The sequence below is a fragment of the Streptomyces sp. NPDC048751 genome (assembly GCF_043198595.1).
In the GTDB taxonomy this organism is placed as follows: Bacteria; Actinomycetota; Actinomycetes; order Streptomycetales; family Streptomycetaceae; genus Streptomyces.
This window is the reverse complement of sequence record NZ_JBICUX010000020.1, coordinates 35,656-48,242: the sequence shown is the minus strand read 5'-3', so window position 1 is coordinate 48,242 and position 12,587 is coordinate 35,656. Positions and strand designations below refer to the sequence as shown.

The following is a 12,587-nucleotide window of genomic DNA, read 5'->3' as shown; positions in this document are numbered from 1 at the left end:
CGAGGCCACCGTTGCAGGCCGCTGCCTGCCGCGACGCGTCCTCAGACCCCCAGGTCCTTGATGATCTTCGCCACGTGGCCCGTCGCGCGGACGTTGTACAGGGCGCGTTCGACCTTGCCCGCCTCGTCGACCACGATGGTGGAGCGGATGACGCCCATGTACTTCTTGCCGTAGTTCATCTTCTCGCCGAAGGCGCCGTAGGCCTGGAGGACCTGCTTGTCGGGGTCGGCGAGGAGGGTGACCTTGAGGGATTCCTTCTCGCGGAACTTGGCGAGCTTCTCGGGCTTGTCGGGGGAGATGCCGAGGACGTCGTAGCCGGCGCCGGCGAGGAGGTCGAGGTTGTCGGTGAAGTCGCAGGCCTGCTTGGTGCAGCCGGGGGTCAGGGCGGCCGGGTAGAAGTAGACGATGACCTTGCGGCCCTTGTGGTCGGACAGGGACACCTCGTTGCCGTCGGCGTCGGACAGGGTGAACGCGGGGGCCTCGTCCCCGGGCTGAAGTCGCTCGGACATCGGTGTCATCTCCTCGTAAGCGCGGCTGTGCGGTGTCGGTCCGAGCCTAACGGGGGGTCCTGACGGTGCGATGGGGTACAGAGCTGACAGACTGTCCCGAACAGCATCAGCAGACTTCGGAGGCCGTACGGTGGCGGACACGTCGGACACCAGAACCCCGGCGCAGATCGAGGCGGACATCAAGCGTCGCCGCGAGGTGCTGGCCGAGACGCTCGACGAGATCGGGGTGCGGGTGCATCCGAAGACCATCGTCGGGGACGCGAAGGCCAAGGTCGCGGCCAACATCGATCACACGGTCGGGCGGGCCTATGTGCAGGTCAACCGTGCCGTGACGCAGGCGAGGGCGCAGTTCGTGGACGAGAACGGCGCGACGCGGCTCGACCGGGTCCTGCCCGTCGCGCTCGCCGTGGTCGGCGTCGTGGGGCTGCTCGCGCTGAGCACGCGGCGGCGCAAGGGCTGACCCGGCGGCGTACGGATCCGTTTCAGGCAGATAGGTTCTAAGGCGTGAGCGCCAACAGAAACGAGCAGAGCACCCACCAGGACAAGCTGCCCATCCGCATGCTGCACGACCGTGTACTCGTGCGGCAGGACACCAGCGAGGGCGAGCGGCGTTCCGGCGGCGGCATCCTGATCCCCGCCACGGCGGCCGTGGGCCGTCGGCTGGCCTGGGCGGAGGTCGTGGCGGTGGGACAGAACGTACGCACCGTGGAGCCGGGCGACCGGGTCCTCTACGACCCGGAGGACCGCGCCGAGGTCGAGGTGCGCGGGGTCGCGTACGTGCTCATGCGTGAGCGTGATCTGCACGCCGTGGCCGCCGACCGCTTCGAGGGGTCGGAGGACTCGACCGGGTTGTACCTGTAGAGCGACCAGAGCGACGCACGTCGTACCTGTGAACAAGGAGAAGGGCTGGTGGCCATCGCCACCAGCCCTTTCTCATGCGCCTGCCGTCGCTCCAGCCGACCGCGCTAACCGCGTGTCGGCGGGAATCCCGGGCCGCTCGTCGTCCCCGTGGTGGTGCCGGTGCCCGCGGTGGTTCCCTCCGTCGTGCCGTCGTTGGTTCCGCCGTCGGCCGTGCCCTCGGTGGTGCCGCCGTCCTCGGTGCCGCCCGTGGTGGGCGTGCCGGCCGTGGAGCCGCCGTCCTGCGTGCCGCCGCCGGTCGTGGGCGATTCGGGCGTGGTGGCGCCGGTGGTGCCGCCGTCGGTCTGGCCCTGGGTCTGGCCCTGCGTGCGGCCCTTGTCGGGGTCCTCGCTGCTGGGGGTCTTCTCCTCGTCCTCGTCCTCGCCGGCGCTCGGGTCGGGGCTGGACTGGGCCGGGGGCTCCTGGATCTGCGCGGCGCCGTCCTCCAGGACCAGGTCGAAGTCCTTCACCGGCTTGCCCTTGAGGGCGTCCTTGGTGAACTGGGCCCAGATGTCCGCGGGCGGGCCGCCGCCGTTCATGCGGGCCACGCCCAGCGCGTTGTACAGCGGCTTGTGGGCGGCCGTGACCGGGTCCTGGCCCATGACGGCGACGACGGTGGCCAGGTCGGGCGTGTAGCCGGCGAACCAGGCCGCGGTGTCCTCCTCGGCGGTGCCGGTCTTGCCGGCCGCGGGGCGGCCGGCGGCCAGTGCGCCGGTCGCGGTGCCGTTCTGGACGACGCTCTGCAGGATCGAGGTGGTGGTGTCGGCGGCCTCGCGGGGGACGGCCTGGCGGGTGCTGCGCTTGGGCAGCTCCACCACTTCCTTGCCCTCCTTGGTGATCTTCTCGATCAGGGTGTACGTGCCGTGCTTGCCGTGGTTGGCGAGGGTCGCGTACGCCTCCGCCATGTCGAGGACGCTGGCGGTGGCGGTGCCCAGGGCGATGGAGGGGTAGGGGTTGAGGTCCTTGGTGTTCGCGGGGATGCCGAGGTCGATCGCGGTCTCGCGGACCTTCTCGGCGCCGACGTCGACCGCCATCTGCGCGTACACCGAGTTGACGGACTTGTCGGTGGCGGTGCGCACCGTGATGTCGCCGTAGGAGCGCTGGTCCTCGTTCTCGGGGTCGTAGGTGCCGCCGCTCCAGCCCTGGACGGGGCGCTTGTTGGTGCCGTCGTAGATCGTGTTCGGGGTGATGGTGCGGCCGTCCTGGGTGACGGAGCCGTTCTGGACGGCGGAGGTGAACACGAAGGGCTTGAAGGTGGAGCCGACCTGGAAGTCACCGCGGGTGGCGTTGTTCGTGTACTGCTTGACGTAGTCGACGCCGCCGTACATGGCGACGACCTTGCCGGTCTTGGGGTCCACGGAGGCGCCGCCCGCACGGACGTAGTTGTCGACCTTGCGGTTCTTCTTGTCCAGCTTGGACATCAGCTGGTCGTTGACGGCGTCGACGAAGGCGTCCTGCTTCTTCTTCTGGATGCTGGTGGTGATGCGGTAGCCGCCCGCGGTCAGCTCGTCGGTGGTGAGGATCTTGTTCTTGCTCAGGTCCTCCTTGATCGCCTCGACGAGGTAGCCGCGCTGGCCGGACAGGCCGGTGGAGACGGTCTGTTCCTTCGGCATGGGGAACTTCATGCCCTCGCGCTTGGACTCGGCGAGCCAGCCCTTCTTGACCATGCCGTCCAGGACGTAGTTCCAGCGGGCCTCGGCGGCGGCCTTGTTCTGCGGGTGGGCGACGACGTCGTACTCGCTGGGCGCGTTGAGCAGGGCCGCGAGGTAGGCGCCCTGGGCCGGGGTGAGGTCGATGGCGTCGACACCGTAGTAGGCCTGGGCGGCGGACTGGAGGCCGTAGGCGTTGCGGCCGAAGTAGCTGGTGTTGAGGTAGCCCTGGAGGATCTGGTTCTTGCTCTGGGTGCGGTCCAGCTTGATCGAGATGAAGAACTCCTTCACCTTGCGCGTGACGGTCTGTTCCTGCGCGAGGTAGTAGTTCTTGACGTACTGCTGGGTGATCGTGGAGCCGGACTGCTTGCCCTTGCCCAGGGCGGTGTTCCAGCCGGCGCGCACCATCGCCTTGGGGTCGATGGCGGACTCGGTGTAGAAGTCGCGGTCCTCGGCGGCGAGGACGGCGTGCTGGGCGTCCTTGGAGATCTGCGCGAGGGTGACGTTCTCGCGGTTGACCTCGCCGTCGCGGGCGATCTCGCTGCCGTCCGCGTACAGGTAGACGTTGCTCTGCTTCATGGCGAGCGCGTTGGCCGGCGGGATCTTGACCATCGAGTAGCCGAGGAAGAACAGGCCGACGAGGAGCAGCGCGCCGAGGACGAAGGTGGCCAGCACCATGCGCCAGGTCGGGATGATCCGGCGCCAGCCGGTGCGCTTGGGTCGCTTCGCCTTCTTGCCGTCCCCCTCGGGCTCGCTCGGTGGCAGGCTCTGTGTCGCCTGCTGCGGCTGCGGCTCGTCACTCATCTCGTGCACGGACTCCTGTTTCGCGTCGTACGTTCCCGTACGCCCTCGTACGCCTTCTGCGTCCCCAGTTGAAGACTGTCGCACCATGCGTTCCGTTCCCGGCCGGTAGTCACGCGTTCGTCACACGCGTCCTGCCCGGAAAAGGCGTGGCACGCCAGGTCACCCGAGGGCTAGGCTCCTGCGCTTCGGTGTCGGGCAGGCTTCGGGCGGCGAGGAGGGCGGTTGCCGTGGGTTCGGCGCGGTTGTACGCGGCCGTAGCGGCGGGTGGTTTCCGACGGTACGCGACGTATCGGGCGGCGACTGCCGCCGGGGTGTTCACCAACACGGTCTTCGGCCTGATCCTCGTCTACACATATCTCGCCCTGTGGGACGAGCGGCCGCATCTGGGCGGTTACGACCAGGCGCAGGCCGTCACCTACGTATGGCTGGGGCAGGCGTTGTACTCGACGCTGGCCGTCCAGGGAGGCGGCTTCGAGAATGATCTCATGGCGCGTATCCGCACCGGAGAGGTCGCCGTCGACCTGTACCGGCCGGCGGACCTCCAACTGTGGTGGCTGGCGAGCGACTTGGGGCGGGCGCTGTTCCAGCTGATGGGGCGGGGCGTGGTCCCCTTTGCCTTCGGGGTGCTGTTCTTCCCGATGGCGCTGCCGGACGACTGGCTGACCTGGGTGGCGTTCCTGGTCGCGGTGGCGCTCGGATGGACCGTCAGCTTCGCCGTCCGGTACCTGGTCGCACTGAGCGCGTTCTGGCTGCTGGACGGCACGGGCGTGACACAGACGCTGATGGTCACCGGCCTGTTCTGCTCGGGGATGATGCTGCCGCTGAACGTGTTCCCCGGGGCGATGGGCGAGGTCGTACGGGCATTGCCGTGGACGGCGATGCTCCAGTTGCCCGCCGACGTCCTGATGGGAGAGGCCGCTCCCCTGGGCACATACGTCTTTCAGGTGACCTGGGCGGCCGCGCTGCTGACGGTGGGGCGGCTGTTGCAGTCGGCGGCCACGCGGCGGGTGGTGGTGCAGGGTGGGTGACACCCATCGCCTGGCGGAGGGGCTGCGCGCCTACCGGCTGATCGCCGTGATGTGGATCCGCTCCACCATGGCCTACCCCCTCTCCTTCGCCCTGACCGCGGTCGGCGGCCTGATCGTGAACGGGCTCGATTTTGTAGCAATCTTGTTGATGTTCTCGCGGATCGACGCGCTCGGCGGCTACGCGCTGCCCGAGGTCGCCTTCCTCTACGGCCTGTCCGCGCTGGCGTTCGGCTTCGCGGACCTCGCGATCGGCTCGATGGACCGGCTGGGCACCCGCGTCCGCGACGGCACCCTCGACACGCTGCTCGTACGGCCCGCGCCGGTGCTGGCGCAGGTCGCCGCGGACCGCTTCGCACTGCGCCGGATCGGCCGGATCACGCAGGGCACGATGGTGCTGGGCTATGGCATCGCCGCGTCCGAGATCGCGTGGACCCCGCTGAAGGTGCTGCTGATGCCGGTGATGCTGGCCAGCGGCGGGGTGATCTTCTGCGCGGTGTTCGTGGCGGGCGCGGCCTTCCAGTTCGTGGCGCAGGACGCGTCGGAGGTGCAGAACGCGTTCACGTACGGCGGGACGACGCTGCTGCAGTATCCGCCGACCGTGTTCGGCAAGGAGCTGGTGCGCGGGGTGACCTTCGTGCTGCCGCTGGCCTTCGTCAACTGGGTGCCGGCGGCTTACGTGCTGGGGCGGCCGTACCCGCTCGGCCTGCCTGAGTGGGCGGCGTTCGCGCCTCCGCTGGTGGCGGCGGTGTGCTGCGTGCTGGCGGGGGCGGCGTGGCGGGCGGGGCTGCGGTCCTATCGGAGTACAGGGAGTTGAGCGTGACCGAGAGCGCCTTCATCGAGATGGACCGCGTCGAGAAGGTCTTCGACGTGCGCAAGAAGACCGGCTTCCTGAAGCGGGAGGTGCGGCGGGTCCGGGCGGTCGACTCGCTCTCCTTCACCGTCCCGCGCGGGGAGATGGTCGGCTACATCGGGCCGAACGGTGCCGGGAAGTCGACGACGATCAAGATGCTGACGGGGATCCTGACGCCGAGCGCCGGCCGGCTGCGGGTGGCCGGCATCGACCCGTCCCGCGAGCGCACCCGTCTCGCGCACCGTATCGGGGTGGTGTTCGGGCAGCGTACGACCCTGTGGTGGGACCTGCCGCTGATCGACTCCTACCGGCTGGCGCACCGCATGTACCGCATCCCCGACGGCCGTTACCGCGAGAACCTCGACCGGCTCGTCGAACTCCTCGGCCTGGGCGACCTGCTGGACGTCCCCGTACGGCAGCTGTCGCTGGGTCAGCGGATGCGCGGCGACATCGCGGCGGCCCTGCTGCACGACCCGGAGGTGCTGTACCTCGACGAGCCGACGATCGGCCTGGACGTGGTCTCCAAGTCCAAGGTGCGGGAGTTCCTGCGCGAGTTGAACACCGAGCGCGGCACGACAGTGCTGCTGACCACCCACGACCTCCAGGACATCGAGCAGTTGTGCTCGCGCGTGATGGTCATCGACCACGGGCGGATGATGTACGACGGTCCGCTCGCGGGGCTGCACGAGGCGGGGGAGAGCGAGCGGACGCTGGTGGTGGACCTGGAGCGGGAACTGCCGCCCATCGAGGCGCCCGCGCCCGCGCGCGTGGTGCGCGTGGAGGGGCCGCGGCAGTGGCTGGCGTTCCCGGCGTCGCAGTCGGCGGCGCCGCTGGTGGCGCGGATCGCGGAGGCGTATCCGCTGGTGGATCTGTCGGTGCGGGAGCCGGACATCGAAGCGGTCATCGCGAAGATGCTGCACTCAATGGGGGACACCCCCAAACCCCCGCCGGAGCGCGCGAGTGCGTAGTGCCGTGCACCAGGAACTCGTAGGCTGCTGTACATGACCGACAACGCACCGGAACTGCGTGCCTCCGACGCCGATCGTGAGCGAGTCGCCGAGGTCCTGCGGGACGCCCTCGCGGAGGGGCGTCTGGACATGGCGGAGTTCGAGGAGCGGCTGGAGGCGACGTACCAGGCGCGTACCTACGGTGAACTGGCGCCGATCACCCGTGATCTGCCGGTCGCGGGGGTCACGCCGCCGTCCGTGTCCCTGGCGAAGGAGCCTGCGGGCGGGCCCGGGTGGGGTCGGCGGATCGTGGGCGGCGAGGGGTCGTCGACGTGGGCGGTGGCCGTGATGTCGGGGTTCCAGCGCAAGGGGCGCTGGACCGTGCCGAGGCGATTCAACTGCTTCGCCTTCTGGGGCGGCGGGGAGATCGATCTGCGCGAGGCGAACTTCGCGGACGGCGAGGTCGAGATCAACTGCGTCGCGATCATGGGCGGCGTGAACATCGTCGTGCCGCCCGGGGTCGAGGTCGTGGTGCGGGGCATCGGTGTGATGGGGGGCTTCGACCACCGTGAGGTGGGCGTGCCGCCGGAGCCGGGAGCGCCTCGGGTGGTGGTCACCGGGTTCGCCTTCTGGGGCGGCGTCGGCGTCGAACGCAAGCTGACGAAGGCCGAGCGGCGGCAGGCCAAGCTGGACCGCAAGGCCGCGATGAAGGAACTCCACGAGTCCTTCCACGAGGACGTGCGGGACGCCCACCGCAAGATGCTGGACGGACACCGGGACGTGATGCGGGAGCGGCGCGAGGAACGCCGGGACCGGCACCGGCACCGGGAGCACTGATCCGGCCCCGACGTGAGCCGCTTCACGCTCTTCGACCGCTACTGCCCGACAGCACCTTCGTTACTCCGTACGAGCCACGCACGGGTGGACGAGAACGGAGGGGGCTCGATGAGGGCCAGCGCATACACCAGGGAGCGGCTGGAGCTGGAGCGGCTTCCGCGCAACGACCACTAGCCCGCTACCATGGCTGGGCTGGCGGCCGTTGCTGAATGGTATAAGCAGAGGTTTTAGGTGCCTCGGGGCATTTGCCCATGTGGGTTCGACTCCCATCGGCCGCACGCACAGAGGGGCCGCCGACAGGCGGCCCCTCTCCCATGGCTCAGCCCAACAGCTCCCGCACCACCGGCACCAACGCCCGGAACGCCTGCCCTCGATGGCTGATCGCGTTCTTCTCGTCCGGGGTCAGCTGGGCGCAGGTGCGGGTCTCGCCGTTCGGCTGGAGGATCGGGTCGTAGCCGAAGCCGTTGGTGCCGGCGGGGGTGTGGCGGAGGGTGCCGTTCAGGCGGCCCTCGACCACGCGCTCCGTCCCGTCGGGCAGCGCCAGGGCCGCCGCGCAGGCGAAGTGGGCTCCCCTGTGTTCCTCGGCGATGTCGGAGAGCTGGGCCAGCAGGAGTTCCAGGTTGGCGCGGTCGTCGCCGTGGGTGCCGGACCAGCGGGCGGAGAAGATGCCGGGGGCGCCGTTGAGGACGTCGACGCAGAGGCCCGAGTCGTCGGCGACGGCGGGGAGGCCGGTGGCCCGGGCGAGGGCGTGGGCCTTGAGGAGGGCGTTCTCCGCGAAGGTGACTCCCGTTTCCTTGACGTCCGGGATGTCGGGGAACGCGTCCGCGCCGACGAGGTCGTGCGGGAGACCTGCGTCGGCGAGGATCGACCGGAGTTCGGTGATCTTTCCGGCGTTGCGGGTGGCGAGGATCAGGCGGGTCATGGGTCCAGTATCCCGACCCGCCGGCTCCGGCCGTTCGCCGCTTCCCTTACGGGGTGCAGACCTTCGTCAGTTCGCCCGCCGCGTCCGTGATGGGCGTGAGGTCGGGGGTCTTGTCGCCGTTGTCGACGGACGTACGGACGTTCTCCACCGCCTTGCCGAGGTTCTCGACCGCCTTGTTGACGTCGGCGTTGTCGGTCTTGTCGCCTATCTTGTCGAGGTTGTTGTCGATGGAGGTGAGGGACTCCTCCAACTGCGTCGGGTCGTTGGCCGCGTTGCTGACGGCCTGCTGGAGGTCCGTGACGCTGTCGGCGATGGCGTCGGCGGTCTGGACGCAGTCGAGTGCCTTGCTGACGGCGTCGCAGCCGGTGGTGAGACCGGCGGTCAGGGCGACGGCCGCCAGGGTGGCGGCAACAGCGGCGGTGCGGCGTCCGCGTCGGCGGCTCGCGGCCATGGAACGGTCCCTCCTCGTTCGGGCCCTGTCGGAGCCCCGTGTAATGGCCGGGCGCACGGCGGTGAGCCGTGCGCCCGTACTTCTGGAGACGCTGCGGCGGACGGTGTGGTTGCCGCCGTCGATCGTCTGTTTTGGCGTGCCCTTTACTTTTCGAGGGCGGTGTCGAGGGCCTTGTGCTGGAGTGCGGCCAGTTCGGTGCAGCCGGAGACGGCGAGGTCGAGGAGGGAGTCGAGCTCCTCGCGGGCGAACGGCTGGGCCTCCGCCGTGCCCTGGACCTCGACGAAGCGGCCGTCGCCGGTGCAGACGACGTTCATGTCCGTCTCGGCGCGGACGTCTTCCTCGTAGCAGAGGTCCAGGAGCGGTACTCCGCCGACGATGCCCACCGAGACCGCGGACACCGTTCCCGTCAGGGGCTGGCGGCCGGCCTTGATCAGCTTCTTGCCCTGCGCCCAGGAGACCGCGTCGGCGAGGGCCACGTACGCGCCGGTGATGGCCGCGGTGCGGGTGCCGCCGTCGGCCTGGAGGACGTCGCAGTCGAGGACGATGGTGTTCTCGCCGAGTGCCTTGTAGTCGATGACGGCGCGCAGGGAGCGTCCGATGAGGCGGCTGATCTCGTGGGTACGGCCGCCGATCTTGCCGCGGACGGACTCGCGGTCGCCGCGGGTGTTGGTGGCGCGGGGCAGCATGGAGTACTCCGCGGTGACCCAGCCCTCGCCGCTGCCCTTGCGCCAGCGGGGGACGCCTTCGGTGACGGAGGCGGTGCAGAAGACCTTCGTGTCGCCGAAGGAGACGAGGACGGAGCCCTCGGCGTGCTTGCTCCAGCCGCGTTCGATGGTGACCGGGCGGAGTTGTCGGGGGGTGCGGCCGTCGATTCGAGACATGCGCTGAGCCTAGCCGCAGAAGGAGAGAGGCCCCTCCCACGGTGGGGAAGGACCTCAGCCCACGACCGCCCAGGTGACCCCGGGTGTCACATCATGTCTTCGATCTCCGCGGCGATCGGGTCGGCGTCCGTGCCGATGACGACCTGGATCGCGGTGCCCATCCTGACGACTCCGTGGGCGCCGGCGGCCTTCAGGGCGGCGTCGTCGACCTTGTCGGCGTCGACGACCTCGGTGCGCAGGCGGGTGATGCAGCCCTCGACCTCTTCGATGTTGTCGATGCCGCCGAGCCCGGCAACGATCTTCTCAGCCTTGGTGGCCATGTTCCTTCTCCCTGATCCGGACCGCTGGGTCGCGGTAGCGTCCCGAAACTGGTCTACACCACGCGACCGAGGGGCGCCAAGCCCGCAGCTCGAGGGGGTCGAGAGGACGCGAGAAGGGTCAGTCGCCGCCACGGAGGGTAGCGCTCCGGTTGCGGGATTCGACGGGTTCCTTATCTCGCCTTCATCGTGCTACAAACAGGTCTACACCACTTAGTGGTATAGACCATCACCGATGGAGGACGTATGAGCACCGCCACCGCAACGGCGGCCCCCGCGAAGAAGCGGGGTTCCGGTCTGTTCCAGGGCCTGCAGAAGGTCGGCCGCAGCCTGCAGCTCCCGATCGCCGTACTGCCGGCGGCGGGCCTCATGGTCCGGCTCGGCCAGGACGACATCTTCGGCAAGGACGGGCTCGGCTGGGACAAGGTCGCGGCCGTGTTCAACGCCGCGGGCGGCGCCATCACCGGCAGCCTGCCAATGCTGTTCTGCATAGGCGTGGCGATCGGCTTCGCCAAGAAGTCGGACGGTTCCACCGCGCTGGCCGCGCTGGTCGGCTTCCTCGTCTACAGCAAGGTGCTCGAGGCGTTCCCGCTGACGGAACAGCACATCGAGAAGGGCGCGATCGTCGAGGCGACGTACAACAACCCCGGTGTCCTCGGCGGCATCATCATGGGTCTGCTGTCGGCCGTGCTGTGGCAGCGCTACCACCGGACCAAGCTGGTCGACTGGCTCGGCTTCTTCAACGGCCGCCGTCTGGTGCCGATCCTGATGGCCTTCGTCGGTGCCCTGGTCGGTGTCTTCTTCTCCCTGGTCTGGGAGCCCATCGGTGACGGCATCACCAGCTTCGGCGAGTGGATGACGGGCCTCGGCGCCTTCGGCTCCGCCCTGTTCGGCCTGGTCAACCGCGCCCTCATCCCGATCGGCATGCACCAGTTCGTGAACACCGTGGCGTGGTTCCAGCTCGGCGAGTTCAAGGACGCCGCCGGCCAGGTCTTCAACGGTGACTACAACCGCTTCCTGCACGGCGACCCGTCCGCCGGTATGTTCATGTCCGGCTTCTTCCCGATCATGATGTTCGGTCTGCCGGCCGCCGCCCTGGCCATCGCGCACTGCGCCCGCCCCGAACGTCGCAAGGCCGTGACGGGCATGATGATCTCGCTGGCGCTGACCTCGTTCGTCACGGGCGTGACCGAGCCCATCGAGTTCTCGTTCATGTTCATCGCCCCGCTCCTCTACGTGATCCACGCCGTTCTGACCGCCGTGTCCATGGCCGTGACCTGGGGGCTGGGCGTCCACGCGGGCTTCAACTTCTCCGCGGGCGCGATCGACTACGCCCTGAACTGGAACCTGGCGACCAAGCCCTGGCTGATCATCCCGATCGGCCTGGTCTTCGCGGCGATCTACTACGCCCTCTTCCGCTTCGCCATCACCAAGTTCAACCTCCCCACCCCGGGCCGCGAGCCCGACGAGGAGGTCGAGGACCTCACGAAGGCGTGAGCCTTGTCCGTACGGCGTGACGAAGGCCCCGGGACCGATCAGGTTCCGGGGCCTTCGTGCGGACGTACGGGCGTCTAGATCGCGTACGAGACCCGCGGTACCGCCAGTTCGACCGGGCCGTCGTACACCGCGCGGGCGTCGGTGAGGTTGACCTGGGGGTCGGTCCACGGGGGGATGTGGGTGAGGACCAGGCGTCTCGCGTTGGCGCGGCGGGCCGTCTCGCCGGCCTCGCGGCCGTTGAGGTGGAGGTCGGGGATGTCCTCCTTGCCGTGTGTGAACGCGGCCTCGCAGAGGAACAGGTCGGCGTCCCGGGCGAGTTCGTCGAGGTGCGCGCTGACGCCGGTGTCGCCGGAGTACGTCAGTACCTTGCCGCCGTGCTCGACGCGGATGCCGTACGCCTCCACCGGGTGGGCCACGCGTTCCGTGTGCACCGTGAACGGGCCGATCTCGAAGGTGGAGGGCTTCACCGTGTGGAAGTCGAAGACCTCGCTCATCGAGGAAGCGGAAGGGGTGTCGGCGTAGGCGGTGGTCAAACGGTGCTCGGTGCCCTCGGGGCCGTAGACCGGGAGGGGGGCGCAGCGTCCGCCCTCGTGCCGGTAGTAGCGCGCGACGAAGTAGGCGCACATGTCGATGCAGTGGTCGGCGTGCAGGTGGCTGAGGAAGATCGCGTCGAGGTCGTAGAGACCGCAGTGGCGCTGCAGCTCGCCCAGGGCACCGTTACCCATGTCGAGAAGCAGCCGGAAGCCGTCGGCCTCGACGAGGTAGCTCGAGCAGGCCGATTCCGCGGACGGGAACGACCCCGAGCAGCCGACGACGGTGAGCTTCATGAAACAGAAACCTCCGCTGGCGGGAAACGAGAGAAGGGGCGTCGGGGGGTCGTGCGGTCCGTCGAGCGTAAGGCGCAAAACTCCCGGTCGCTCCTCCGCAAAGGGCTGTTGTGGGCGAACTCACCTGTGCTGTCACCGGTTCGGCTGGCCTAGGGGCGCACAGGGTGTGAG

The 12,587-nt window shown here is 69.1% G+C and carries 14 protein-coding genes and 1 tRNA gene; 8 read left to right on the top strand and 7 right to left on the bottom strand.

Going from position 1 to position 12,587, the window contains the following annotated elements; genetic code table 11:
* Window positions 1–41 precede the first annotated feature (41 nt).
* Window positions 42–509 (bottom strand): thioredoxin-dependent thiol peroxidase, encoded by a 468-nt coding sequence (gene bcp / locus ACGFNV_RS41075; RefSeq protein ID WP_393630039.1) that lies wholly within the window; start codon window positions 507–509, stop codon window positions 42–44.
* A gap of 130 nt (window positions 510–639) precedes the next feature.
* Here bcp and ACGFNV_RS41070 point away from each other — a divergent pair, with 130 nt between their 5' ends.
* Window positions 640–969: a DUF3618 domain-containing protein gene (locus ACGFNV_RS41070; RefSeq protein WP_393630037.1), complete on the top strand. Its 330-nt coding sequence runs from the start codon at window positions 640–642 to the stop codon at window positions 967–969.
* Between the two features lie 44 nt (window positions 970–1,013).
* Window positions 1,014–1,370 (top strand): GroES family chaperonin, encoded by a 357-nt coding sequence (locus tag ACGFNV_RS41065; RefSeq protein ID WP_393630035.1) that lies wholly within the window; start codon window positions 1,014–1,016, stop codon window positions 1,368–1,370.
* A 104-nt stretch (window positions 1,371–1,474) separates the two neighbouring features.
* On the opposite strand, the gene ACGFNV_RS41060 is transcribed toward ACGFNV_RS41065, so the two are convergent.
* Window positions 1,475–3,859, bottom strand: a complete 2,385-nt coding sequence (locus ACGFNV_RS41060) for a transglycosylase domain-containing protein (protein WP_393630034.1) — start codon at window positions 3,857–3,859, stop codon at window positions 1,475–1,477.
* Between the two features lie 227 nt (window positions 3,860–4,086).
* On the opposite strand from ACGFNV_RS41060, the gene ACGFNV_RS41055 reads away from it, so the two are divergent.
* From ACGFNV_RS41055 to ACGFNV_RS41035, 5 genes are all read left to right on the top strand, one after another.
* Entirely contained in the window at window positions 4,087–4,887 is an 801-nt protein-coding gene (locus tag ACGFNV_RS41055) for an ABC transporter permease (RefSeq protein ID WP_393630032.1), read from the top strand.
* 49 nt (window positions 4,888–4,936) lie between these two features.
* Window positions 4,937–5,701 (top strand): ABC transporter permease, encoded by a 765-nt coding sequence (locus tag ACGFNV_RS41050; RefSeq protein ID WP_393630206.1) that lies wholly within the window; start codon window positions 4,937–4,939, stop codon window positions 5,699–5,701.
* 26 nt (window positions 5,702–5,727) lie between these two features.
* On the top strand, window positions 5,728–6,705 hold the full coding sequence (locus ACGFNV_RS41045) for an ATP-binding cassette domain-containing protein (RefSeq protein WP_393630204.1): 978 nt from the start codon (window positions 5,728–5,730) through the stop codon (window positions 6,703–6,705).
* Window positions 6,706–6,738: 33 nt separating this feature from the next.
* Window positions 6,739–7,521, top strand: a complete 783-nt coding sequence (locus ACGFNV_RS41040) for a DUF1707 domain-containing protein (RefSeq protein WP_393630030.1) — start codon at window positions 6,739–6,741, stop codon at window positions 7,519–7,521.
* Window positions 7,522–7,716: 195 nt separating this feature from the next.
* Window positions 7,717–7,799 (top strand) — tRNA-Leu (locus ACGFNV_RS41035).
* Between the two features lie 41 nt (window positions 7,800–7,840).
* Here the strand turns inward: ACGFNV_RS41035 and rdgB are convergent.
* The 4 genes from rdgB to ACGFNV_RS41015 form a co-directional block, all read right to left on the bottom strand.
* The gene (gene rdgB / locus ACGFNV_RS41030) at window positions 7,841–8,443 is read right to left on the bottom strand and encodes an RdgB/HAM1 family non-canonical purine NTP pyrophosphatase (RefSeq protein WP_393630028.1); all 603 of its coding nucleotides are present in this window, start codon (window positions 8,441–8,443) and stop codon (window positions 7,841–7,843) included.
* Window positions 8,444–8,489: 46 nt separating this feature from the next.
* A complete protein-coding gene (locus ACGFNV_RS41025) occupies window positions 8,490–8,894 on the bottom strand; it encodes a hypothetical protein (protein WP_393630026.1) in 405 nt (134 codons plus the stop codon).
* A 143-nt stretch (window positions 8,895–9,037) separates the two neighbouring features.
* Window positions 9,038–9,775, bottom strand: coding sequence for a ribonuclease PH (rph, locus tag ACGFNV_RS41020; protein WP_393630024.1), 738 nt, complete (start codon window positions 9,773–9,775; stop codon window positions 9,038–9,040).
* A gap of 86 nt (window positions 9,776–9,861) precedes the next feature.
* The gene (locus ACGFNV_RS41015) at window positions 9,862–10,095 is read right to left on the bottom strand and encodes a glucose PTS transporter subunit EIIB (RefSeq protein ID WP_393630022.1); all 234 of its coding nucleotides are present in this window, start codon (window positions 10,093–10,095) and stop codon (window positions 9,862–9,864) included.
* 243 nt (window positions 10,096–10,338) lie between these two features.
* On the opposite strand from ACGFNV_RS41015, the gene ACGFNV_RS41010 reads away from it, so the two are divergent.
* Window positions 10,339–11,589, top strand: coding sequence for a PTS transporter subunit EIIC (locus ACGFNV_RS41010; RefSeq protein WP_393630021.1), 1,251 nt, complete (start codon window positions 10,339–10,341; stop codon window positions 11,587–11,589).
* A gap of 74 nt (window positions 11,590–11,663) precedes the next feature.
* On the opposite strand, the gene ACGFNV_RS41005 is transcribed toward ACGFNV_RS41010, so the two are convergent.
* Window positions 11,664–12,416 carry an MBL fold metallo-hydrolase gene (locus tag ACGFNV_RS41005; protein ID WP_393630019.1) on the bottom strand — a complete coding sequence of 251 codons (753 nt, stop codon included), beginning with the start codon at window positions 12,414–12,416 and terminating at the stop codon, window positions 11,664–11,666.
* Window positions 12,417–12,587: the final 171 nt, after the last annotated feature.